The sequence below is a fragment of the Pseudomonas sp. Pse35 genome, assembly GCF_024519715.1.
GTDB lineage: Bacteria > Pseudomonadota > Gammaproteobacteria > Pseudomonadales > Pseudomonadaceae > Aquipseudomonas > Aquipseudomonas paracarnis.
Window position 1 is genome coordinate 202,817 of record NZ_JALJRP010000006.1, and the last position, 24,120, is coordinate 226,936.

Genomic DNA, 24,120 nt, shown 5'->3' on the forward strand with positions numbered 1-24,120 from the left:
GCGCAGCGGCAGTTCCGCTGCGCCTTACCCCATGATGAGGCCCGCATGAGTGACATCCTCGCAGACAGCTTAGATGGCGTAGAACGCCGGTCGCTGGCTGAATTCACCGAAAATGCCTACCTCAATTACTCCATGTACGTGATCATGGACCGTGCCTTGCCGCATATCGGCGACGGCCTGAAGCCCGTGCAACGGCGCATCATCTACGCCATGAGTGAGTTGGGCCTGGACGCCGATTCCAAGCACAAGAAGTCGGCGCGTACCGTCGGTGACGTGCTCGGTAAGTTCCACCCCCACGGCGATTCGGCGTGCTATGAAGCGATGGTGCTGATGGCCCAGCCGTTCAGCTACCGCTATACCCTGGTGGACGGCCAGGGTAACTGGGGGGCACCGGATGACCCCAAATCCTTCGCCGCCATGCGTTACACCGAGGCGCGGTTGTCGCGTTATTCCGAAGTGCTGCTCAGCGAGCTGGGCCAGGGCACTGCCGACTGGGGGCCGAACTTTGACGGCACCCTTGACGAACCCCTGGTGTTGCCGGCGCGTTTGCCGAATATCCTGCTCAATGGCACCACCGGTATCGCGGTCGGCATGGCCACCGACGTGCCGCCGCACAACCTGCGCGAAGTCGCCACCGCCTGCGTGCGCTTGCTCGATGAGCCCAAGGCTACGGTCGAGCAGCTCTGCGAGCATATCCAGGGCCCGGATTACCCGACCGAAGCAGAGATCATCACGCCGCGCGCCGACCTGCTGAAGATGTACGAAACGGGCAAGGGCTCGGTGCGTATGCGTGCCGTGTACCACATTGAGGACGGCGACATTATTGTGACGGCGCTTCCGCACCAGGTATCGGGTGCCAAGGTGCTGGAGCAGATCGCCGCGTTGATGCAGGCCAAGCCGTCGAAATTACCGCAAGTGGCCGACCTGCGTGACGAGTCCGACCATGAGAACCCGTGCCGTATCGTGATCATCCCGACCAACAGCCGGGTGGATCATGAAGTGTTGATGCAGCATTTGTTTGCCAGCACCGACCTGGAGTCCAGCTATCGGGTCAACGTCAATATCATCGGCCTGGACGGCAAGCCGCAGTTGAAGAACCTGCGCAATCTGCTGGTGGAATGGCTGGAGTTCCGTGTACAAACCGTGCGCCGCCGCCTGCAATTCCGCCTCGACAAGGTTGAGCGCCGCTTGCATCTGTTGGACGGTTTGCTGATCGCCTACCTCAACCTGGATGAAGTGATCCATATCATCCGTACCGCCGAGCATCCGAAGGCCGAGCTGATCGCGCGTTTCGAGCTGAGCGAAATCCAGGCGGACTACATCCTCGACACCCGCTTGCGCCAGTTGGCACGCCTGGAAGAAATGAAGCTGCGCGACGAGCAGGATGCACTGCTCAAGGAGCAAGCCAAGCTGCAAGCCCTGCTGGGCAGCGAAGCCAAGCTCAAGAAGCTGGTGCGTAGCGAACTGATCAAAGACGCCGAAACCTATGGCGATGACCGTCGCTCGCCTATCGTCGAGCGCGCTGAAGCCAAGGCCCTGACCGAAACCGAACTGTTGCCCAACGAGAAAATTACCGTCGTTCTGTCGGAAAAGGGTTGGGTTCGCTCCGCCAAAGGGCATGATATTGACGCCACCGGCCTTTCGTACAAAGCCGGTGATGGCTTCAAGACCGCTGCCGCCGGGCGTTCCAATCAGTTTGCGGTGTTTATCGACTCGACCGGGCGCAGTTATTCGGTGCCGGCCCATACCCTGCCGTCTGCACGGGGGCAGGGCGAGCCGTTGACCGGGCGCCTCACGCCGCCGCCGGGGGCGAATTTCGAGTGCGTGCTGTTGCCGGACGATGATTCGCTGTATGTCATCGCCTCCGACGCCGGTTACGGTTTCGTGGTCAAGGGTGAAGACCTGCAGGCCAAGAACAAGGCGGGCAAGGCGCTGTTGAGCCTGCCGAACAATGCCAAGGTGATCCTGCCAAGGCCGGTGGAGGATCGTGAAAGCAACTGGCTGGCGTCGGTGACCACCGAAGGGCGCTTGCTGGTGTTCAAGATCAGCGACTTGCCGCAGTTGGGCAAGGGTAAAGGCAACAAGATCATCGGGATTCCCGGTGACCGGGTGGCCAGTCGCGAGGAGTATGTGACTGACATCGCCGTGGTCCCGGAAGGCTCTACCCTGGTGCTCCAGGCCGGCAAGCGCACGTTGTCATTGCGCCCTGACGACCTTGAACACTACAAGGGTGAGCGTGGCCGGCGAGGTAACAAACTGCCACGAGGCTTCCAGCGAGTGGATGCCTTGCTGGTCGAAACGCCGGTTTAAGCGGTACTAGAGGCCTCGATCTACGATTTAACGCGTAGATCGATGCTTTCGCGCTGGAGTCATGGCGCATATTCACGGATGATATGGCCTTTCCAGCGCCGGCGTGGCCGAGCGTGTTCAGGTTATTTTTAGTATTACATTGTGGTTCGCCTTGTGGCAGCCACTTGGATGGGATGATGACTGCTCCACGCCTTCCTCTATTTTTGATGCTCGCTGGCCTTTTGGGGTTGGCGGGTTGCAGCACACATCAACCGGTGTCGCTGTACCAGCTGGACAGCGGAAGTCCGGCTCAGCCAGCCCAAACCGCTGGCATGGCAGTATTGCTGGGGCCGGTAGTCGTTGCCGATTACCTGCAACGCGAAACCCTGCTTCAACGTCAGAACGACGGCAGCCTGCAAGGTTCCACAGATGGTCGTTGGGCCGGTAGCCTGTCGTCGGATATCAACCAGTTGATGTTGCGTCAGGTCGCCGGCCAGTTAGACAGCCAGCGAGTAGTCCTGGCGCCGGGACCCTCCGGGTTCACCCCGGATGTACAGGTGTTGCTGACCATTACGCGGCTGGATTCCGGCAAGTCGCAACCGGCGATCCTGGATGCACAGTGGCGCCTGATCGACCGTCGCGGGCAGGTGCGGGACAACCGCATTGTGCACCTGCAGGAAGAACACGCCGGCACCACTGCGTCCCAGGTCCAGGCCCAGGGTGTGCTGTTGCAGCACTTGGCACAGCAGTTGTCGGTGGCGCTCAAACCACTGGCCAACCAGCCGCCGATTGCCGAAGCGCAGCCGCGTAAACAGGCCCCCGCCCAGGCCAAGCCTGCGGCCCCGGAAAAGCCGAAGATGCCGATGGCCACGCCGATTCGTACGGATCTGGAAGTGTTCAGGTTCTGATCTGAAATTTATTTTTGAAAAAGCCCGCCAAGCCCGCGGGCTTTTTCATGCCTGCTGTAAAACGCCAGCGCCTAATTCTGCGTACCTGTTAATTCTGACAGTATCCAGCTGCGCATAAGGTCTCTAGTGTGATTTCAGTCCTATCTCTTAAGGTACTGAACTCATGAAAAAAATATCGATCTTCCTCGCTTGGTTTTTTTGTAGTGCATTAAGTGTTGCTCTCATGGGCTGTAGCCATGAAGTTAATCGTGAATTTGGCGGCCTTGAAAATGATGAACTTCCGCCCGCCGAAGGTGAACTGTCAAGCTTGAGTCAGATAATCCGCCCTGTGACGGGCACCAAGAGGATGCTGGTCACGGTAACCCATTGGCAGGGAGAGCGAGTGTTGGACAGGGATCAGGTGGAGTTGCATACGCTGTCTACTGATCCTAATTCATTACGCTCTTATATTCTGGCTGCGTCCGGTGGAAAGCTGAAGTTGGAGGGGCGGGTAGTGGAGGCGACGTCTGGACCGAAGCCTGAGGGATGCTCTATGTCCACGTCTATCGCGGAGGGTCGCAAGACTGCCGAAAAGAATGGCCTTAATCCCGATGATTTCGACTATGAAATTAACATCGTTAACTGTGGCGGTGGCGCCTTGGCCTTTACCCCCGGTAGGCATGTTGGAGTGTTTGGCAAGGCAGGCTCACCGCATGTTTACAAGCACGAGCTTGGTCATAATTTAGGCTTTCGTCATGGGGGAAGCCTCATAGGCTGCCCCCGCAATGGCGCGTCTGTGAGTGCGCCTGTTGATTGCACTTACGTTGAGTATGGAGACACTGGTGACTCAGTGTCAGGTGGTGGCACGCTTTATCCTGCGGTCAGCCGCCGCTATGCCGGCTGGCTGGATGATGGCCAGGCGACGACTATCACGCGCACCGGCCTTTACAGTTTGAAGGTGTTGGGACGCGAAGGCCCGCAGCTGTACCTGATCAAGATCCCTGAAACCCATTCGCCCGGTGGGGCCTACTACCCGTTGTTGTCGCTCGAATACAGGAAACCTACGGTCTTTGATAACTTTCCGGAGAATGACAACCGGGTCAATGGCGTGTGGATGCGTTATGCGAGGGAGCAAGGCGTGCAGAATGTGCAGATTGATGCCACGCCAGAGACGCCAAGAACCAACGATCCTACCTTACTTACGGGGCAGACATTTGAGGACTCTTCCGGCAAGGTTAAAGTGCTTGTGTGCAGCGCCGGGCCGGACGAGGCGATAGTCGCGGTCGCGCTTGATGGGGCGGGTTTTCCTTACTGTACAACCACGGTCCCCGCTCCCGTCATTGCGGTCCCTCTCGAGGGGGCCAGCACCGGTAAACAGCCAGTATTTGCCGGCACTGCCTGGCCTGGCGCACGTATTGAAATAGTAAATGCTTCCAAGCCCGAGGAAGTCGTGGGCACAGCCATTGCTGATGGCAACGGCAACTGGTCGGTGTACTCGCTGTCAGTGCATGATGTTGGCAGTTATTCTTATACTGCCCGACAAACTTTTGGGGGAAGAACCTCGGTGTTATCTGGCAATCGCAGCTTCAAGGTGGCTGAACTGAGCGTGCCTGCGGCAATAATCGAGACCCCCGCCCAAAATGTCGAAGTTGGCCGCCTGCCGCAAGTGTCAGGTACCGGTGTTCCTGGTGCTACTGTGATGTTGCTTAAATCCAACGATCCTTACAATCCGCTGGCCACTACTAGGGTCGATGGCTATGGCCGCTGGTCAGTGCGCATAGAGCGCCCTCTACCGATAAGTCCACCCGCCTTTACCATGACCGGCTATCAAACCCTTGATGGAAAACGTTCGGGTTGGCTGGCGAACAGGACACTCAAGGTTGTTGATGTACCTGACCCGGCGATTATCCAAACGCCGGCCCAAAGCGTCAGAACGGGCCGCCGGCCTTTTGTGACAGGTACGGGTGTAGCAGGTGCTACTGTTGTGTTGATGCAGTCGTACAAACCTGAAAATATTTTAGCCACTACTACCGTCGATGGTTATGGGCGATGGGCCACGCAGGTTGATAATCCGCTGCCGATAAGCCCACCAGCCTTTACCATGACTGGATATCAGTCGATTGAGGGGAAAAGATCCGGTTGGTTGGCCAATAGAACTATCCAGGTTGTCGATGCTCCCGATCTGGCGATTATCGAAACCCCTGCACAAGGTGTGAAAACAGGACGTCGGCCAGTTGTGTCAGGTAGTGGTATTGCGGGCGCGACCGTCGTGTTGCTCAAATCGGGTGACCCGTATAACGCCTTGGCGACCACCACTGTCGATGGCTATGGACGCTGGTCGGTGCAGGTTGATCAGCCTCTGCCGGTCACAAACTCCTTTGTCATGACGGGCTATCAGCAGCTTGACGGTAAAATCGCCCGCTGGTTGGCGAATAGGACCTTCCAGGTAGTGCAGGTTCCCGATGCTCCGGTTATCGAAACCCCTGCCGAAAACCAGACCGTTGGCCGCCAGCCTCTTGTAAAAGGCACTGGCGTTGTGGGGGCCGTGGTTGAGTTGAATCAGGAGAACAGGCCCGGAATTCCACTTGGGTACGCGGTTGTCGATGGTTTTGGACAATGGTCTGTCCAGATAGAAAGGCCGCTACCCGTCGGGTCCAACTTTAAAATGAGTGGGTATCAGCTTTTGGACCAGGTCAGGTCAGGCTGGATTCCACGCCGAACCATTAATGTCGTGGATAGCAAGAAAATCAAATAGTACTAGAAAGCCCGCAGGTGTTCGTTCTCTGCGGGCTTGTGATCATCAATGCATTAGTCTTGGAGTCGACCCTTGTTGCGGGTCTCATGCATCCGCGCCAATTGCCGCTCCAGCATCGACGGATACGGTTCCATCAACCTCTCCACACAACTGGCCCCTTCAGGGCTGGCAATCGGGCGGATACGTGCGCGTTGGCGGATCAACGTGTCCTCACTGATCTTGCGCTCCACCAACAGCAGGTTACGGCTGTGCTGGGACAAGGCCAGGGCATCCTGGGCGATTTCGGTCAGAAGCAGGTCGATCTGGCTAATGCCAAACAGGTCGTCACCCACGGTTAGACCCAGCTGCAGTTGCAGGGTAATGCCGCTGTCGGCCACTTCGATCTGCAGGGCATGGCCCAGGGCGCGCAACAGCTCGCCGCAGCAGATGGCATTGGTCAGGTAGTCCTCGCCGCTGTCTTCGCTGTGGAACAGCATCAGCGTGCTGCCATCGTTCAGGGTGTGCAGTTCGCTCTGGTAGAGCGAAGCGGCCTGGTCGAGGCAGTCGCGGTAGCGTTCGAGCAGTTCGGTCAGGCGGGCACGGGGCAGGCGGCGCAGTTGCTCCTGGGCGCCCAGTTGCACGGCGAGTACGGCACTGTGCTGTGGCTCGGCGTTCTTGACCGCAACGGGTTTGGGCGCAGCGACTGGGGCGGCTGCCGAGGTGTCGCGCAGGTCGGCGAACGGGTCTTCGTCGTCCAGCTCGTCTTCCTCGGCCTTGATCACATGGCGCGGCGCAGGCTTGAGGCCGGCCACCGGGGCGCTTTCGTCGAAGCCTGGGTCGCGCAGGTCGCGCACTTCAAACTCAGGCTCGTCATTGTAGTCCTCGGTGTCGTCGTACTCAGGCTCGGGCTCGACTTCAGGCGCTTTTGGCTCCGGGGCAAAGCTGGCGTGGAGCTGACGCGCGAGGTCGCCGATTTCGTCCTGGCGATCGGTGGCCGGGGTGTGTTCGTCGATATCCCGCAGCCAGATGCGCAGTTGCATCAACGGTGTGGAGATATGCCGGCCCAGGCGCAGGCTCAAGGCCAGGGCCAAGGCCAGTAGGATCGCGCTCAGAATGCCCATGCTTTGCAGGCTGATGGTCATCGGCTGCTGGAACTGTTGCATATCAAGGCTGATACGCAGTTGGCCGGCCTTCACGTCCTGGAACGTAATATTACTCTGATACAGGCCTTCGGCCTCACCGAGCAGACCGTTTTTCGGGCGTTGCCCGGCCTCGGCCATGATCCGGTTGTCCACGCTATAGATAGCGGCGTGGGCCACGAGCGGGTTCTTGGTCAGGTTGTTGAGCAACACGTTGAGGCTGAGGATGTCGTTGGACACCAACAACTCAGTCGCCGAAGTGGCAGTCTGGGTTGTCAGGCTCGCGCCCAGGGCGTCAGCTTGCTCGTGCATGGCCTGCTTGAACTGCAAACCCATCACGCAGGCGTAGATCACCAGGGCCAGAGCGACCAGGATCACGTTATGGCTGGCGATGCGCAATGCAATCGGTACACGGCGATGGCGCAGTGCCCGGAAGATCAGCAGGAAGAAGTTATCGGTTTTTACTGGCGTGGGCCGGTTCACTTGCGCTCGGCTCTTGGTCCGTGAAGTTGACGCGCAGTATAGCGACAGGCCCCTGGCCGGCAAAGCGCTGGCTGTGCCCGATGGTCACTGAAAGTGGGTAGAATGCGGTTTTTTTCCAGCCTGGGGGTGCGCTTTGCGCGAAATTGTCCTGATCAACATCACGGGTGAAGACCGACCGGGTCTCACCGCAGCCATTACCGGCGTCCTGGCCCAGGGTGGTGTGAACATTCTCGACATCGGCCAGGCAGTGATCCACGACACCTTGTCGTTCGGCATCCTGGTGGAGATCCCCAGCACCGAACAGGCCTCCTCGGTACTCAAGGACATCCTGTTTACGGCGTATAAGCTCGATCAACAGGTACGTTTCACCCCGGTGTCCGAAGCTGACTACCAGCACTGGGTCGAAGGCCAGGGTAAAAAGCGCCATATCGTCACCCTGTTGACCCGCAAGGTAACGGCTGAGCAGTTGCAGCGCGTCAGTTCGATCACCGCGCAATACGGATTGAATATCGACCATATCGACCGTCTGTCGGGTCGCATGCCCTTGGACACTCCGGCTGACAAAGGCAAGGGCTGCATCGAGTTCTCCGTGCGCGGTGAACCGGCTGACGCGCAAGCGCTACGCGCCGATTTCCTGAGCGTGGCCCAGGAACTGAATGTCGATATCGCCTTCCAGGAAGACTCCCTGTTCCGTCGCAATCGCCGCTTGGCGGTGTTCGACATGGACTCCACCTTGATCGAAGCCGAAGTCATCGACGAGCTGGCCAAGGCGGCCGGTGTGGGCGAGCAAGTCTCGGAGATTACCGAGCGCGCGATGGCCGGCGAGCTGGATTTTCGTGCCAGCTTCAAGGAGCGTCTGGCGCTGCTCAAAGGCTTGGACGTTGGCGTGCTGGATTCGATCGGCGCGTCGCTGCGCCTGACTGAAGGCGCCGAAACCCTGTTCGCCGAACTCAAGCGCCTGGGCTACAAGACCGCCATCCTGTCCGGCGGCTTCACTTACTTTGCCAAGCAGTTGCAGGCCAAGCTGGGCATTGACTATGTATTCGCCAACGAGCTGGAAGTGGTGGATGGCAAAGTGACTGGCGTCGCGGTGGAGCCGATTGTCGACGCCCAGCGCAAGGCCGACCTGCTCAAGGAATTGGCCCATAAGGAAGGCTTGCGCCTGGAGCAGACCATTGCGGTCGGCGACGGCGCCAATGACTTGCCGATGCTGGCGATTGCCGGGTTGGGCGTGGCCTTTCGCGCCAAACCGTTGGTCAAGCAGTCAGCCAAGCAGGCGATTTCGACCTTGGGGTTGGATGGCGTGTTGTATCTGCTGGGCTTGCGTGACCGCGACGGTCAGCTATAAGCCGATCTCACTGTCACTGATCGTTCCCACGCTCCGCGTGGGAGCGCCTCCAGTGACGCTCTGCGTCACGCTTTGGGCGCAGAGCGCCTCGGGCTGCATTCCCACGCGGAGCGTGGGAACGATCAACTGCAATATCAGGCTTTAGCAGCGGCGATGCCCTGGCCCATCTGCACCGGCGTACCCGCTGCCAGTTCTTCAGCCCACTTCACCTGGTCCGGCCCGAACAACACGATGGCGGTCGATCCCAGTTTGAAGCGACCCAGTTCCGCACCTTTCTCCAGATGAATCGGCGCGCGGGCCGCTTCGTCGTAGCGGAAGGTTTTCAGCTCGCGTTTCGGCGGCGTCACCAAACCGGCCCACACGGTTTCAATCGACGCAACGATCATCGCACCTACCAACACCACGGCCATCGGGCCGCGTTCGGTGTCGAACAAGCAAACAACGCGTTCGTTACGGGCGAACAGTTCCGGCACGTTTTCGGCGGTGGTCTGGTTGACCGAGAAAATCCGCCCTGGCACATACACCATCTCGCGCAGGGTACCGGCCAGTGGCATGTGCACCCGGTGGTAGTCCTTGGGCGACAGGTAAATAGTCGCGAAGTCCCCGCCCATGAACGGCGCAGCCATTGCCGCATCGCCACCGAGCAGTTCCAGCACGCTGAAGCTGTGGCCCTTGGCCTGGAAGATACGACCATGTTCGATCGGGCCTAGCTGGCTGACCGCGCCATCGGCAGGGCTCAGCACTGCGCCTGGGGTTGGATCTAACGGACGGGCGCCGTCTTTCAGCGCGCGGGTGAAGAAGGCGTTGAAGTGCTCGTAGGCGGTCAGGTCTTCCACCAGGGCCTGGGACATGTCCACCTGGTAGCGCTTGGCGAACCAGGCAGTGAAGGCGTTCTTGAACCAGCGCACGCGGCACTCGGCGATACAGCCGGCCAGGCGCGACAGCAAGTGATGCGGCAGCAAGTACTGGCTGAGGATAAACAACTGCTTTTTCATAACTGTCCTTAAACCTTAAATCTCAACGGGGGTGTCGGGGTGGTTGCCCCATTCGCCCCAGGAACCGGCATAACCTTTGACTCGCGGATAACCGAGCGCCTTGGCCACCAGGTAGGTGAAGCCAGAGCGGTGGTGAGTCTGGCAGTGGGTGATGATTTCTTTGTCTTTGGTCAGCCCGAGGTCTTCGAGGATTTGCGGCATGTCACGGCGGATACGCAGGCTGCGCGCCTTGTCCATGCCGGCGGTCCATTCGAAGTTCACCGCGCCGGGAATGTGGCCGCCCTTGGCTGCGAGCACTTTCTCGCCGGAATACTCCAGCGGGCCACGAGCGTCCCAGATCCCCAGGTCGGCCGCGCCGAGGCGGCTTTGCAGGTATTCGCGGGTGGCTGTGGGGCCGTCGTGCAGCGTAAGGCTGACCGGGCCGCCGGCTGCTGGGGGCGCATCGGTGGAAAGCGGGTGCCCTTCCTCCAGCCAAGCCAGCAGGCCACCGTCGAGGTAGTGATATTTCTGGTGGCCGATCACGTCGAGCATCCAGATAAAACGCCCGGCCCAACCGCCGCCTTCGTCGTCATAGACCACATAGGTGGCGTCCGGGGTGTGGCCCAGTTCGCCGAACAGTTTTTCCAGGTCGGCCTTGCTTGGTAGCAGGCCGGGTGCCGGTGGCTGTCCCAGTTGGGTGCGCTTGGGGTCAACGAAGTGCGCGCCGGGGATATGCCCTTCGGCGTAGCGGGCGACACTGGTGAGGTCTACCAGTATCAAGTGCTTAGAATCGAGGCGACCCAACAGGTCGGCGGATTCGATCACCAGCGGCAAGCCAGAGAAGTCAGGCATGTGAGGTCTCCTGGGCACAAATGTTGGCGATAAAGGCCGGTGATTGTAGCGCAAGCATCAGGCGCTGCGGTTGGTAAAGCTGTGCAGGGCTTTCTCGATGCATTGGGCGGTTTTGCCGAACGCCTGCACGGTGGTTTCCGAGAACGGCCCGCCGCCTTGGTCCGCCACGATCAGCATGACCACGCGACCGTTGCAGCTCAGTGAGCGCAACAGCAAGTGCTCGCCAATAAATAGACGACGCAGGATTGGTGGCAGCAATGCGGAAAACTGCGCATGGTTGTCGGGGTTCAGGCGTACCTGGGCGGACTTTTCCAGCAGGCGTTGCAGCAGTGTGCTATTGACCACATCCAGGCTCAGGTGAGCCGCGTCCTTGGGCAGGCCGTCGGCCTGGTGTACACGCAAGGTGCTCAAGGCGCGATCTGCCATGAATATCAGTACCCGCTGCATGCCACTGGCGACCAGGGCTTCCTTGGCGCAAGTGGTCAGGTGCATGGCGTTGGCAAAGCGGCTCGGCTCCACCAGCAACTCGGTGCAACGCGTGCGCCACACGGCCAAGGCTTCGGCAGTGGGCGGTGGTGCCGGCAGCAAGCCGCGATGGACTTTCTGTACGTGCCACGGCCAGATCAGCGACAGCGCCGGGTGCCAGAGGTCGGGCATCAAGGTGGTACGAGCACTGGTCACCGCTTGTTGGTGGGCTTGCTGTTGCACATCGCTCAACGGCGTTTGCAGGTACAGCGCCGTCAGGTATTGCCAGCGCTCAGTGTGCGGGCAGGTCCAGGATTCCTGGGCCGACATCGCCAGGCCGTTGGCCAGCAACACGGTGTTGGCCGGCTGGTTCAGCCAGCGTCGCAGGTTGGGCTCGGCATCGAGCAATTGCTGGTGGCGCAGGGCATCGTCTTGACGGGCAATGTGCAGCGCCTTGACCAGCAGGCGTTGCTCGGCCAACAGCAACTTGTAGCCCTGTGAAACCCAGATCGGCAGGTGCCAGGCTTCGGTCAAGCCCAGGCACAGGTCAAGCAAACGCACGCCGAACAGCTGTTGCTCGACCTGGCGCGCCGATTGGCCTTTATGGATCACCCGCAACTCCCACTCCTCCAGGAGCTTGGGGTAGGCGACGGCCATCGGCCACAGCGGCGACAGAAACAGCAGGCTGCCCCAGTGGATGTCCTGCCACAGCCGCGCCAGGCGACTGCCGAACAAACCGTTGGCTTGCTGGGATGCGTGCTGGCTGATCAGCAACAGCTGACGCAAGGCCACGGGGATTTCCCGGGCGGGAACCGAAGGCAGGCGCGCCAACAACTCTTCGGCACGTTTGAGGCCAAGACGGTTAAGTGCGACTTCAAGGTTTTCTGCAGGTTCGGCCAGGCTGCCGTGGGCTTGGCTGTTGGCTTCGCGCATCACACTCAGCACCAGGGCCGGACTGTTTTGCATCAACTCAGCAATATCTCGCAATGAACTGCGGCTATCGCGAATGGCTTTGCACACGCGTTCATGGCTGGCCTGGGGCACGGGCAGCAGCACGTCGTCCAGGCACTTGATCCAAGCGGCGAGGGTAGTGGGGCGGTTTGTTGGGACTGTCGTTTCAATTGCCATGATTGGGGCGCGATCATCACTTGCGTTCAACACGCCCGGAACGGGCCGAATTGGCTTTTCGCCTTAACGGGCTATAGTCTGGCGCAGTTTTGCCGATAAGTAGAACAAGAGTTTTCTGCTGCACCCCATATGTCCATGAACCCGACGGCGCAAGTACCCCTCTCCTATGGCTAAAATTATCGGCATCATTGTCGTCATCGCAAGTGTGCTCGGAGGGTACGTCCTCTCCCACGGTAAAATCGCCGCACTGATCCAGCCTTTCGAAGTGCTGATTATCGGCGGTGCCGCGTTCGGCGCATTTTTGCAGGCCAACCCAGGCTATATGACCATGCACGTGGTCAAGAAGTCCCTGGGCATGTTCAGTTCGCGCTTCTCCCACACGTTTTATCTGGAAGTGCTGGGGCTGATCTACGAGATCCTCAACAAAAGCCGCCGTGAAGGCATGATGGCGATCGAAGGCGATATCGAAGACGCTGCGGCCAGCCCGATTTTTGCCAAGTACCCGGCCGTGCTCAAAGACGAGCGCATGACCGCGTATATCTGTGATTACCTGCGCATCATGTCCTCCGGCAACATGGCGCCTCACGAGCTGGAAGGCCTGTTCGACATGGAGTTGTTCAGCCTCAAGGAAGAGCTGGAGCATCCTTCCCACGCCGTGACCGGCATTGCCGACGGCATGCCCGGTTTTGGTATTGTCGCGGCGGTACTGGGGATCGTGGTGACCATGGCGTCCCTGGGCGAGGGCGATCAGGCGGCCATCGGCATGCACGTAGGTGCGGCGCTGGTGGGCACCTTCTTCGGTATTCTCGCCGCCTATGGTTTCTTCGGCCCGCTCGCCACCTCCCTGGCCCACGATGCCAAGGAAGAGATCAACCTCTACGAAGCGATCAAGGCGTGCCTGGTGGCATCGGCGTCGGGCATGCCGCCGTCGCTGGCCGTGGAGTTCGGGCGCAAGGTGTTGTACCCGAAACACCGCCCAAGTTTCTCCGAGCTGGAACAAGCGGTTCGCGGTCGCTAAGCCATGGAAAACAACCAGCCGATCATCATCAAGCGCGTCAAGCGCTTCGCTGCGGGGCACCATGGCGGCGCCTGGAAAATCGCCTTCGCCGACTTTGCCACGGCGATGATGGCGTTCTTCCTGGTGTTGTGGCTGATGTCCACCGCTACGCCAGAACAGAAAATCGCCATCGCCGGCTACTTCAAGGACCCGATTGGCTTTTCGGAAAGCGGTACGCCGTTTGTCATTGACCTGGGCGGCTCGCCGGAACTGGCGCCCGAGCGCACCATCAACCCGGAAGTGCAAACTGAATCGCCTCAGGAAAAAATCCCGATTGAGCGCGACACTGTCGAATCCATGGCCGAGCAGGTCGAACAGGAGCGACTGGAACTGTTGCTGCAGGAATTGCAGAACAAGGTTGAAGAAAACCCACAGTTGCTGAAGTTCAAGGACCAGATTTCCTTCGAGATCACCCCCGAGGGGCTGCGCATCCAGATTACCGATGCGGCCAACCGGCCGATGTTCGACTCTGGCAGTGCGCGGTTGAAGCCGTACTTTGAAGACATCCTGCTGGCCATGGCTGACACCATCAAGGCGGTGCCGAACAAAATCAGCATCAGCGGGCATACCGACGCCAAGCCCTACGCGGGCCAGGGTGATTTCGGCAACTGGGAACTCTCGGCCAATCGCGCCAATGCTGCCCGGCGTGCGCTGGTGGCCGGCAGCTACCCGGAACCGCAAGTGGCGCGGGTGGTGGGTTTTGCCTCCTCGCAACTGTTTGATCCCAAAGACCCGTTCAACCCGGTCAACCGCCGTATCGACATCGTGGTGCTGACCAAAAAAGCCCAGCGTGCGATTGAAGGCGATCAACCGCCACCACCGGCACCAACCCAGGGCGACGGTGCACCTGGCGAAGTGCCGACCGATCCGAACGCGCTGCCGCCGGAGCAGGAGCCGCTGCCGGCCCATGAGCTGCGCCAGAAGCTGAACCTGTTTGATGATGGGGGCGTCAAGGATCCTACGGCGCCTGCACCGGGGTCCTAAGCTCCAGATACAACAAGGCCGCGATGATCGCGGCCTTGTTGTATCTGCGCTGTCATTGTAGGAGCGAGCTTGCTCGCGAAAAGCATCAACGATAACGCGTGTATCCAGGATGCCCGCGTTGCGCTTGGCCTTCGCGAGCAAGCTCGCTGCTACAGAGGCTGGCGGGTTAGTAACTGCTCTCAGGCAAACTTGCAATAATCGACCGATAGCTGTTCATCCGCTGTTGTTGCACGCGTCCATCCTCCAACGCCTTGAGCAAAGCACAGCCCGGCTCGCGGTCGTGTTTGCAGTCGCGGAAGCGGCAGGTGCCGATCAGGTCGTTGAACTCGATGAAGCCCGCTTCCACATCGCTGCGGCTGACGTGGCCCAGGCCGAACTCACGAATACCCGGTGAGTCGATCAACTCGCCGCCGCCCGGGAAGTGGAACAGCCGTGCGGTGGTGGTGGTGTGGGTGCCCTGGCCGGACAGCTCCGACAGCGGGCCCACGCGGGTTTCGACTTCCGGCAGCAGGCTGTTGACCAGCGACGACTTGCCCACGCCAGACTGGCCGACGAACACGCTGATCCGCCCGTCCAACTGCTGTTGCAGCTGTTCCATGCCGTTGCCGTGGTGAGCCGACACTTCCAGCACCGGGTAGCCCAGGGTGCGGTAGACCGCCAGCAATGCGTTGAGCGCCGGGGCGTTCTGCTCGTCGATCAGGTCGAATTTGTTCAGCAGCAGCAACGGGCGGATGCCAGCATGCTCAGCCGCGACCAGGTAACGGTCGATCAGGTTGGCATGGGGCTCGGGCAGTGGCGCGAACACGATCACGATCATGTCGACGTTGGCCGCCACCGGCTTGAGCTGCCCACGGCTGTCGGGGCGGCGCAGTTCGGTGCTGCGCGGCAACTGGGCGACGATGACGCCGATGCCCTGGTTGCCGGCACGCCACACCACCTTGTCGCCGGTGACCAGCGCGGGCAGGTTGGCGCGCAGGTGGCAACGGAACACCTGGCCTGCGAGTTCGCCTTCGAGCGCCTCGACTTCGACCTGCACACCAAAGTGCGCGATCACCAGGCCCGTTTGTTCGGGGCCCAGGTCGCCGCCCTCGAGCGCTTCCACGGCTGAGGATTCACGTTTGGCGGCGCGGGCGGCGCGTTCACCTTGAATCTTTTCGATGCGCCAGTTTTGGCGACGGTTGAGCTGGCGTTTGGCCATTGGTGTTCCGTGTCGATAATGCAAAAGTTGGGTAAAACGGCCGCGAGTCTAGCACGCCCCCGCCTGCTAAACTGCCCGGCTACGCCAAGGTGCCAAGAGAATCAAGCCATGCAAAACCCACAGAACCTGATTTGGATCGATCTGGAAATGACCGGTCTGAACCCCGACACCGACGTCATCATCGAGATGGCGACCATTGTCACCGACAGCAACCTCAACACCTTGGCCGAAGGCCCGGTGATCGCCATCCACCACAGCGACGCCGTACTCGCCACCATGGACGAGTGGAACACCCGCACCCACGGTAACTCCGGGCTGACCCAGCGCGTGCGCGACAGCCGCATCAGCATGGCCGAAGCCGAGGCCGAAACTATCGCCTTCCTGGAAAAATGGGTGCCCAAGGGCAAGTCGCCAATCTGCGGCAATAGCATCTGCCAGGATCGCCGCTTCCTTTATACGCACATGAAGGGGCTGGAAAGTTACTTCCACTACCGCAACCTGGACGTGTCGACCTTGAAGGAACTGGCTGCGCGTTGGGCGCCGGAAGTCAAAGACAGCTTCCATAAAGGCAGCACGCACCTGGCGCTGGACGATATTCGTGAGTCGATTGCCGAGTTGCAGCATTACCGCAAGCATTTCATCAAGGCTTGATTCTGCGGCGCCAGTGAGTGCGCTATCGCAGGCAAGCCAGCTCCCACATTTGACTGCATTCGCAAATTCAAAGTGTGGGAGCTGGCTTGCCTGCGATACAGGCGACGCGGTTCATCGCCAAGCGCCCCCTTTTGGTGCCCTCGGCAAATGATTAGACTGCCGGCCTCTCTGTCAGGATCGCCATCATGTTGCTGATGCTCTACCTCGTCGCCATCACCGCCGAAGCCATGACTGGCGCCCTGTCCGCGGGTCGGCGTGGCATGGACTGGTTTGGCGTGGTGCTGATCGCTTGCGTGACAGCCCTGGGCGGCGGTTCGGTGCGCGATGTGTTGCTCGGCCACTACCCGCTGACCTGGGTCAAACACCCGGAATACTTGGTGCTGACCTCTGTTGCAGCATTGGTGACGATCTTTATCGCGCCCTTGATGCGCCACCTGCGCTCGCTGTTCCTGGCGCTGGATGCGGTGGGGTTGGTGGCCTTCACCCTGATCGGCTGCATGACCGCCCTGGAAATGGGCCACGGCATGTTGGTGGCGTCGGTCAGCGGGGTCATCACCGGGGTATTCGGCGGCATCCTGCGGGATATCTTCTGTAACGACATCCCGCTGATCTTCCGCCGCGAGCTGTATGCCAGCGTGTCGTTCCTGGCTGCCTGGTTCTACTTGCTGTGCCTGTACCTGAAGCTGCCCAGCGAGCAAGCGATTCTGCTGACGCTGTTCAGTGGCTTCCTGTTACGCCTGCTGGCGATCCGGTTTCACTGGGAAATGCCCAAGTTCGTCTACAACGACGATGTGCACTAGCGGGCCGCGTGTTGCTCCAGCGCCCATTCCACGTGTTCGCGTACCAACTCCGACGGGTAGTCCCGCCGCGCCTTGAGTGCTTCCAATACCGGAATGCTGGAGGGCGCATTGCCCAGGCCCACCGCCAGATTGCGTAACCAGCGCTCATAACCGGCACGGCGCAGGGGCGAGCCCTCGGTGCTGCTGAGGAATTTATCCTCGTCCCACATAAACAATTCGGCCAGTTCTGCGTTATCCAGATTGTGCCGTGGCTTGAAATCGCTTTCGGCGGTAGGTCGAGCGAAACGATTCCACGGGCAAACGATCTGACAGTCATCGCAGCCAAATACCCGGTTACCAATCAGTGGGCGCAGGTCTTCGGGGATAGCGCTCTTGAGTTCGATGGTCAGGTACGAAATGCAGCGTCGCGCGTCCAGCACGTAAGGGCCGACGAAGGCGTTGGTGGGGCAGATGTCCAGGCACGCCGTGCAGCGGCCACAGTGCTCGGTGGCGTGGGGTGGGTCTACCGGCAACGGTAAATCGACAAACAGTTCGCTCAGGAAGAAATAACTGCCGGCCTTGCGGTTGAGTACCAAGGTGTTTTTACCGATCCAGCCCAGACCGGCTTGTTCGGCGATGGCTTTTTCCAGCACGGGCGCGCTGTCGACGAAGGCGCGAAAGCCGAACGGCCCGATTTGCGCCTGGATGCGGTCGGCCAGTTGCTGCACGCGCTTGCGGATCAGCTTGTGGTAATCGCGGCCCAGGGCGTAGCGCGAGATGTAGGCTTTTTCCGGCTGGCCGAGCAGTTGCGCCATCTGGGTGTCGCCGGGCAGGTAGTCCATGCGCAGTGACACCACGCGCAAGGTACCGGGCACCAGCTCGTCCGGGTGGGAGCGTTTGCTGCCGTGGGCGCCCATGTACTCCATCTCGCCGTGGTAACCCGCGTCGAGCCAGCGTTGAAGGTGCTGTTCATGCTCAGCCAGGTCGAGGCCGCTGATGCCCACTTGTTGAAAGCCCAGCTCGCAACCCCAGTCTTTGATCGATTGGGCGAGAGCGGGCAGATCGGAGGTAATAGCAGGCATGAGACACGGGAAACCACAGGTTAGATGCGTATAATTCTGCCAGACATCGGAGCTTGAAGACGCATGCCTCAGACAAAACACCCAATTACCGACGTGCAGCTGTTGTTGCCCGGCCATTTGCCGCAACTGGCTGCGCGTTCCCCGGACGCCCATAAGGGCCAGTTCGGCCACCTGCTGGTCATCGGTGGTGACCTTGGCTTTGGCGGCGCGGCGTTGCTGAGCAGCGAAAGTGCCTTGCGCAGCGGCGCCGGCATGGTCTCGCTGGCGACGCGGCCGGAACACGTGCCGGCCGCTCTGGCTCGGCTGCCGGAGGTCATGGCCGTCGGCGTAAGCTCGGCCAACCAGTTGATGGGCCTGCTGGAAAAAACCTCGGTGATCGTCATTGGCCCAGGCATGGGCGATGCCGCCTGGGGCAAGAGTCTGTTGTCGGTCGCGGCCAATGCCAGCGTGCCGCAGGTGTGGGATGCCGACGCGCTCAATCAACTGGCCACTGGCAGCGTCGAGCTGCCGGCCAACTGTGTGATTACCCCTCATCCGGGCGAAGCTGCGCGTTTGTTGGGGCTATCGACAGCCGAGGTTCAGGCAGATCGCCTTAAGGTGGCGCGCGCGTTGAGCCACAAATTCAATGCAGTGGCTATCCTCAAGGGTGCTGGCAGTTTGATTGCCAGCCCGGATGGACGGCTTGCCCGTTGTGATCAAGGCCACCCGGCAATGGCGGCGGCGGGGCTCGGTGATGTCTTGGCCGGCCTGGTCGGGGCACTATTGGCTCAGGGGATGCCCGCGTACGAAGCGAGCTGCCTGGCCGTGTGGTTGCACGCGACCGCCGGAGACCGCCAGGGTAGTTTTGGTCGCGGCTTGGCTGCCAGCGACCTGATCCCCGCCATTCGTCAATTGCTGGAGGAGCAGTCGCCGTGCCTGAAGTAATTCTTTTCCTGGCAGATGAAGAGGCCATGGTCGCGTTGGGCCAGCGTATTTCACAGGTCACGCAAGGGGCCGGGTTGATCTTTCTCGAGGGTGACCTGGGCGCAGGCAAAACCACACTGTCCCGAGGGATTATTCGCGGCCTTGGCCATACCGGCGCGGTAAAAAGCCCGACCTTCACGTTGGTCGAGCCCTACGAGATCGGCGACGTGCGTGCTTTCCACTTCGACCTCTATCGCCTGGTCGATCCGGAAGAGTTGGAGTTCATGGGCATCCGTGATTACTTCGACGATGATGCGCTGTGCCTGATCGAGTGGCCAAATAAAGGCACAGGCTTTTTGCCAAAGCCGGACCTGACCATTACCATTACGCCGCATGAGCACGGACGTCAGCTGAAGTTGTTGCCCCAGAGCCCACGCGCTGAGTCGTGGTGTGCTGCTCTGGCATTGGAATTCAAATAATTGGTGGGGTTAGGTATGCGCTTTCGCGCGTTGGTTGCTGTCGTGGGGGTGTTGCTTGCGGCAATGACTGTCAATGCTCTGGCTGCTTCACAGGTGAAAAGTGTTCGCCTGTGGCGAGCGCCGGATAACACGCGACTGGTGTTCGACCTGTCTGGCCCGGTCCAGCACAGCGTCTTTACCTTGACGGCGCCTGATCGCCTGGTGATCGATATCAACGGTGCCAGCCTGGCCGCGCCGCTGAAAGTCTCCACCGCCAACACGCCCATCACCGCCATGCGCTCTGCCCAGCGTACGCCGACCGACCTGCGTGTGGTCATTGACCTGAAAAAGGCCGTGACCCCCAAAAGCTTCTCCCTGGCCCCCAACGCCCAGTACGGCAACCGCCTGGTGGTCGACCTGTTCGACAACCCCGCCGACGCCGCACCGCCGCCTGCGCCAACGCCAAGCGTGGCGACGGTGCCTGCGGTGCCGGTCAACCCTTCGCAACCCCAGGTCAAGCTGCCACCGCCGCCGCCTGCACCGGCAGGCAAGCGCGACATTATCGTGGTGATCGACGCCGGCCACGGTGGCGAAGACCCGGGGGCTTCCGGCTCACGGGGCCAGCACGAGAAGGACGTGGTACTGGCCATCGCTCGTGAGCTGCAACGCCAGGTCAATGGCATGAAAGGCTACCGCGCCGAGCTGACCCGTACCGGTGACTACTTCATTCCGCTGCGTGGCCGTACTGAAATTGCCCGTAAGAAGGGCGCGGATCTGTTTGTGTCCATTCACGCCGACGCCGCGCCTTCAACCGCTGCCTTTGGCGCCTCGGTATTTGCCCTGTCGGATCGCGGCGCCACCTCCGAGACTGCGCGCTGGCTGGCCGACAGTGAAAACCGTTCAGACTTGATCGGCGGGGCCGGCAACGTTTCCCTTGATGACAAGGACAAGATGCTTGCCGGGGTGCTGCTCGACCTGTCGATGACGGCCTCGCTGACTTCCAGTCTTAACGTCGGGCAGAAAGTGCTGAGCAATATCGGTCGAGTGACGTCGCTGCATAAACAGCGTGTGGAACAAGCCGGGTTCATGGTGTTGAAGTCGCCGGACATCCCGTCGATCCTGGTGGAAACCGGGTTTATCTCCAACGCCAACGAAGCGTCGAAACTGGCCAGCGCCAGTCATCAGCAAGCGCTGGCGCGCTCGATCAGCGCCGGCGTGCGCCAGTTTTTCCAGCAAAACCCGCCGCCGGGCACCTATATCGCCTGGTTGCGCGACTCCGGCAAAATCGCCCAGGGCCCGCGTGACCATCGTGTGCAACCCGGTGATACCGTTGCCATGCTGGCGGTCCGTTTCCAGGTCACGCCTGCTGCCTTGCGCAGCGCCAATAACCTGAAAACCGACGAGTTGAAGATCGGCCAGGTGTTGACCATCCCCGGCACTTCATTGGCGGCGCAGTGATGAGCGAATCCACCTTGAACAGCGGCTCGCGCATTGAATTGCTCAGCCCGCGCCTTGCCAACCAGATCGCCGCGGGTGAGGTGGTTGAACGCCCGGCGTCGGTAATCAAGGAGTTGCTGGAAAACAGCATCGACTCCGGTGCCAAACGCATTGATGTCGATGTGGAGCAGGGCGGCGTCAAGCTGCTGCGGGTACGTGACGATGGCAGCGGCATCTCTTCGGATGACCTGCCCCTGGCCCTGGCCCGTCACGCCACCAGCAAGATCCGCGACCTGGAAGACCTGGAGCGGGTCATGAGCCTGGGCTTTCGAGGCGAGGCCCTGGCCTCCATCAGCTCCGTGGCCCGCCTGACCCTGACCTCCCGCACCCGTAGCGCCGAGCAAGCCTGGCAGGTGGAAACCGAAGGCCGCGACATGGCGCCTCGGGTCCAGCCGGCGGCGCATCCGGTGGGCACCTCGGTGGAAGTGCGCGACCTGTTCTTCAATACCCCGGCGCGGCGCAAATTCCTCAAGGCCGAGAAAACCGAATTCGATCACCTGCAAGAAGTCATCAAGCGCCTGGCCTTGGCGCGTTTCGATGTGGCGTTTCACCTGCGCCACAATGGCAAGACCATCCTCAGCCTGCACGAAGCCAACGACGACGCCGCGCGTGCTCGGCGGGTGGCAGCGGTGTGTGGCAGCGGGTTCCTGGAACAGGCGCTGCCGATTGAGATCGAGCGCAATGGCTTGAGGTTGTGGGGCTGGGTCGGGTTGCCGACGTTCTCCCGCAGCCAGGCCGACTTGCAGTATTTCTTTGTGAACGGCCGGGCGGTACGCGACAAGCTGGTGGCCCACGCGGTGCGCCAGGCTTATCGCGATGTGCTGTTCAACGGGCGACACCCGACCTTTGTACTGTTCTTTGAGGTTGACCCTTCGGTGGTCGACGTCAACGTGCACCCAACCAAGCACGAAGTACGTTTCCGTGATGGGCGCATGGTGCATGACTTCCTGTATGGCACGCTGCACCGTGCCCTGGGTGATGTGCGCCCGGATGATCAATTGTCGGCGCCGATCGTCACCGCGGTGGTGCGCCCGAGCGGTCCCGAGGCCGGCGAGTTCGGGCCGCAAGGTGAAATGAGCCTGGCGGCCAACCTGCTGCAATCGCCCCAGGCGCAGCCAGCCTACACGGCGCCGAATTCGGGTGCCGGTGCGGGTTATCAGTACCAATACACACCGCGCCCGCAATCGACGGCGCCGGTGGCCGAAGCCCAGGCGGCGTACCGTGAGTTTTTCGCGCCGTTGCCGGGTGCCGAGCCGGGTGCTGCTGTGGCGTTGCCCGAAGGCGGCGGTGATATCCCGCCGCTGGGCTATGCCCTGGCGCAGCTCAAAGGCATTTATATCCTCGCCGAAAACGCCCATGGCCTGGTGCTGGTGGACATGCACGCTGCCCATGAACGGATCATGTACGAGCGCCTGAAGATCGCCATGGCCAGCGAAGGCCTCAGCGGCCAGCCGCTGCTGGTGCCCGAATCCCTGGCGGTGAGCCAGCGTGAAGCCGACTGCGCAGAAGAACATCACGGTGTGTTCCAGAAGCTGGGCTTCGAGCTGCAACGCCTGGGCCCGGAAACCCTGGCGATCCGCCAGATTCCCGCGCTGCTCAAGCAGGCCGAGGCCAACCGCCTGGTGGCCGATGTGCTGGCCGACCTGATGGAGTACGGCACCAGCGACCGTATCCAGGCGCATATCAACGAATTGCTCGGCACCATGGCCTGCCACGGCGCCATCCGCGCCAACCGCCGCCTGGCCCTGCCGGAAATGAACGGCCTGCTGCGCGACATGGAAAACACCGAGCGCAGCGGCCAATGCAACCATGGCCGACCGACCTGGACCCAGATGGGCCTGGATGATCTGGACAAACTGTTCTTGCGCGGCCGCTGATGAGTGCCTTGCCTCCCGCCATTTTCCTGATGGGCCCCACGGCCGCCGGCAAGACCGACCTGGCCATCGAGCTGACCAAGGTGCTGCCCTGCGAGTTGATCAGCGTCGACTCTGCCCTGGTTTACCGGGACATGGATATCGGTACGGCCAAGCCGTCGAAGGCGCTGTTGGCCCAGTATCCGCACAAGTTGATCGACATCATCGATCCGGCGCAGAGCTATTCGGCGGCGGATTTTCGCACCGACGCCCTGGCGGCCATGGCCGAGATCACCGCGCGCGGCAATATCCCGCTGCTGGTGGGCGGCACCATGCTCTATTACAAGGCGTTGCAGGAAGGTCTGGCCGATATGCCGCCTGCCGATGCCCAGGTGCGCGCCGAGCTTGAAGAAGAGGCTGCGCGCCTTGGCTGGCAGGCCCTTCACGACCAGTTGGCGGCGGTAGACCCGGTTTCTGCGGCACGTATTCACCCCAATGACCCCCAGCGGCTCACACGCGCCCTGGAAGTATGGCGTGTCAGTGGTCAGACCATGACTGAACATCGCCTGAAACAAACTGCGCAAAGTACTGATGCAGGCGCATCTGGACAGTCACAATTGCCCTATACTGTGGCGAATCTGGCCATCGCTCCGGCAAACCGCCAGGTGTTGCATGAACGAATTGCACAAAGATTCACAATAATGTTGGAACAGGGGTTTGTGGACGAGGTCGTAGCATTGCGTTCAAGAGGCGACCTGCATGCAGGGCTGCCTTCAATACGTGCTGTAGGCTACCGCCAAGTCTGGGATCATCTGGATGGCAAGCTGACGTCCGCCGAAATGCAGGAGCGCGGCATCATTGCCACGCGCCAATTGGCGAAGCGCCAGTTCACCTGGCTGCGCAGCTGGAGCGATTTGCACTGGTTGGACAGCCTGGACAGCGACAATCTGTCACGCGCCTTGAAATACTTGGGAACGGTCTCCATATTGAGCTGAGTCCTTGCAATTGCCGTCTATCCTTGGGGGTGTGACGGCCATAAGCTATCTATTTTCCGATTTTTTATTATTGATCCTTAAAGGAGTGCGGCACATGTCAAAAGGGCATTCGCTACAAGACCCTTACTTGAATACTTTACGTAAAGAGAAAGTTGGGGTTTCCATCTATCTGGTCAACGGCATCAAGCTGCAAGGTACGATCGAGTCGTTCGACCAATTCGTTATCCTGCTGAAAAACACCGTCAGCCAGATGGTTTACAAGCACGCTATCTCGACAGTCGTTCCAGTTCGTCCAATCCGTCTGCCTAGCGCAGCAGGTGACGAACAGGGTGACGCTGAGCCAGGTAACGCCTGATAGGAGTCT

At 60.6% G+C, this 24,120-nt stretch carries 20 protein-coding genes; 14 read left to right on the plus strand and 6 right to left on the minus strand.

Annotation, left to right across the window (positions count from 1 at the left end; all coding sequences use genetic code 11):
* Positions 1 to 45 precede the first annotated feature (45 nt).
* From parC to OC445_RS08080, 3 genes are all read left to right on the plus strand, one after another.
* On the plus strand, positions 46 to 2,310 hold the full coding sequence (gene parC, locus OC445_RS08070; protein ID WP_020301636.1) for a DNA topoisomerase IV subunit A: 2,265 nt from the start codon (positions 46 to 48) through the stop codon (positions 2,308 to 2,310).
* Between the two features lie 173 nt (positions 2,311 to 2,483).
* The gene (locus OC445_RS08075) at positions 2,484 to 3,197 is read left to right on the plus strand and encodes a membrane integrity-associated transporter subunit PqiC (protein WP_032873461.1); all 714 of its coding nucleotides are present in this window, start codon (positions 2,484 to 2,486) and stop codon (positions 3,195 to 3,197) included.
* 163 nt (positions 3,198 to 3,360) lie between these two features.
* Positions 3,361 to 5,931, plus strand: coding sequence for a hypothetical protein (locus OC445_RS08080; protein ID WP_198790500.1), 2,571 nt, complete (start codon positions 3,361 to 3,363; stop codon positions 5,929 to 5,931).
* Between the two features lie 53 nt (positions 5,932 to 5,984).
* On the opposite strand, the gene OC445_RS08085 is transcribed toward OC445_RS08080, so the two are convergent.
* Positions 5,985 to 7,532, minus strand: coding sequence for a HAMP domain-containing protein (locus OC445_RS08085; protein ID WP_034125640.1), 1,548 nt, complete (start codon positions 7,530 to 7,532; stop codon positions 5,985 to 5,987).
* Positions 7,533 to 7,665: 133 nt separating this feature from the next.
* Between OC445_RS08085 and serB the strand changes: the two genes are divergently transcribed.
* Positions 7,666 to 8,880, plus strand: coding sequence for a phosphoserine phosphatase SerB (gene serB, locus OC445_RS08090; protein WP_003188034.1), 1,215 nt, complete (start codon positions 7,666 to 7,668; stop codon positions 8,878 to 8,880).
* A 134-nt stretch (positions 8,881 to 9,014) separates the two neighbouring features.
* Here serB and asd read toward each other — a convergent pair whose 3' ends face one another.
* From asd to OC445_RS08105, 3 genes are read right to left on the minus strand one after another with little or no spacing between them, the layout of a single operon-like run.
* Positions 9,015 to 9,875: an archaetidylserine decarboxylase gene (asd, locus tag OC445_RS08095; protein ID WP_054896259.1), complete on the minus strand. Its 861-nt coding sequence runs from the start codon at positions 9,873 to 9,875 to the stop codon at positions 9,015 to 9,017.
* 15 nt (positions 9,876 to 9,890) lie between these two features.
* Positions 9,891 to 10,706, minus strand: coding sequence for a rhodanese-like domain-containing protein (locus OC445_RS08100; protein WP_054918863.1), 816 nt, complete (start codon positions 10,704 to 10,706; stop codon positions 9,891 to 9,893).
* A 57-nt stretch (positions 10,707 to 10,763) separates the two neighbouring features.
* On the minus strand, positions 10,764 to 12,299 hold the full coding sequence (locus tag OC445_RS08105; RefSeq protein ID WP_038448629.1) for an HDOD domain-containing protein: 1,536 nt from the start codon (positions 12,297 to 12,299) through the stop codon (positions 10,764 to 10,766).
* 166 nt (positions 12,300 to 12,465) lie between these two features.
* Here OC445_RS08105 and motA point away from each other — a divergent pair, with 166 nt between their 5' ends.
* Positions 12,466 to 13,317 carry a flagellar motor stator protein MotA gene (gene motA, locus OC445_RS08110; protein WP_003188041.1) on the plus strand — a complete coding sequence of 284 codons (852 nt, stop codon included), beginning with the start codon at positions 12,466 to 12,468 and terminating at the stop codon, positions 13,315 to 13,317.
* A 3-nt stretch (positions 13,318 to 13,320) separates the two neighbouring features.
* Entirely contained in the window at positions 13,321 to 14,340 is a 1,020-nt protein-coding gene (gene motB, locus OC445_RS08115; RefSeq protein ID WP_198790501.1) for a flagellar motor protein MotB, read from the plus strand.
* Positions 14,341 to 14,506: 166 nt separating this feature from the next.
* Here motB and rsgA read toward each other — a convergent pair whose 3' ends face one another.
* A complete protein-coding gene (gene rsgA / locus OC445_RS08120) occupies positions 14,507 to 15,538 on the minus strand; it encodes a small ribosomal subunit biogenesis GTPase RsgA (protein WP_003188044.1) in 1,032 nt (343 codons plus the stop codon).
* 108 nt (positions 15,539 to 15,646) lie between these two features.
* On the opposite strand from rsgA, the gene orn reads away from it, so the two are divergent.
* Positions 15,647 to 16,189: an oligoribonuclease gene (orn, locus tag OC445_RS08125; RefSeq protein ID WP_003171343.1), complete on the plus strand. Its 543-nt coding sequence runs from the start codon at positions 15,647 to 15,649 to the stop codon at positions 16,187 to 16,189.
* 182 nt (positions 16,190 to 16,371) lie between these two features.
* Positions 16,372 to 16,989 (plus strand): trimeric intracellular cation channel family protein, encoded by a 618-nt coding sequence (locus OC445_RS08130; protein WP_169918769.1) that lies wholly within the window; start codon positions 16,372 to 16,374, stop codon positions 16,987 to 16,989.
* On the opposite strand, the gene queG is transcribed toward OC445_RS08130, so the two are convergent.
* Positions 16,986 to 18,050: a tRNA epoxyqueuosine(34) reductase QueG gene (queG, locus tag OC445_RS08135; RefSeq protein ID WP_198790502.1), complete on the minus strand. Its 1,065-nt coding sequence runs from the start codon at positions 18,048 to 18,050 to the stop codon at positions 16,986 to 16,988. The genes OC445_RS08130 and queG overlap by 4 nt on opposite strands.
* A 63-nt stretch (positions 18,051 to 18,113) precedes the next feature.
* Between queG and OC445_RS08140 the strand changes: the two genes are divergently transcribed.
* The 6 genes from OC445_RS08140 (at position 18,114) to hfq (ending at position 24,111) form a co-directional block, all read left to right on the plus strand.
* Entirely contained in the window at positions 18,114 to 18,974 is an 861-nt protein-coding gene (locus OC445_RS08140) for an NAD(P)H-hydrate dehydratase (RefSeq protein WP_198790503.1), read from the plus strand.
* Entirely contained in the window at positions 18,962 to 19,432 is a 471-nt protein-coding gene (tsaE, locus tag OC445_RS08145) for a tRNA (adenosine(37)-N6)-threonylcarbamoyltransferase complex ATPase subunit type 1 TsaE (protein WP_014716665.1), read from the plus strand. The genes OC445_RS08140 and tsaE overlap by 13 nt, the downstream gene beginning before the upstream one ends.
* A gap of 15 nt (positions 19,433 to 19,447) precedes the next feature.
* A complete protein-coding gene (locus tag OC445_RS08150; RefSeq protein WP_003188054.1) occupies positions 19,448 to 20,869 on the plus strand; it encodes an N-acetylmuramoyl-L-alanine amidase in 1,422 nt (473 codons plus the stop codon).
* A complete protein-coding gene (mutL, locus tag OC445_RS08155) occupies positions 20,869 to 22,785 on the plus strand; it encodes a DNA mismatch repair endonuclease MutL (protein ID WP_054918857.1) in 1,917 nt (638 codons plus the stop codon). The genes OC445_RS08150 and mutL overlap by 1 nt, the downstream gene beginning before the upstream one ends.
* Complete coding sequence (gene miaA / locus OC445_RS08160) at positions 22,785 to 23,756, plus strand: tRNA (adenosine(37)-N6)-dimethylallyltransferase MiaA (protein WP_054896266.1); 972 nt, start codon at positions 22,785 to 22,787, stop codon at positions 23,754 to 23,756. The genes mutL and miaA overlap by 1 nt, the downstream gene beginning before the upstream one ends.
* Before the next feature lie 94 nt (positions 23,757 to 23,850).
* Positions 23,851 to 24,111, plus strand: a complete 261-nt coding sequence (gene hfq, locus OC445_RS08165; RefSeq protein WP_003188059.1) for an RNA chaperone Hfq — start codon at positions 23,851 to 23,853, stop codon at positions 24,109 to 24,111.
* The last annotated feature ends 9 nt before the right edge of the window (positions 24,112 to 24,120 follow it).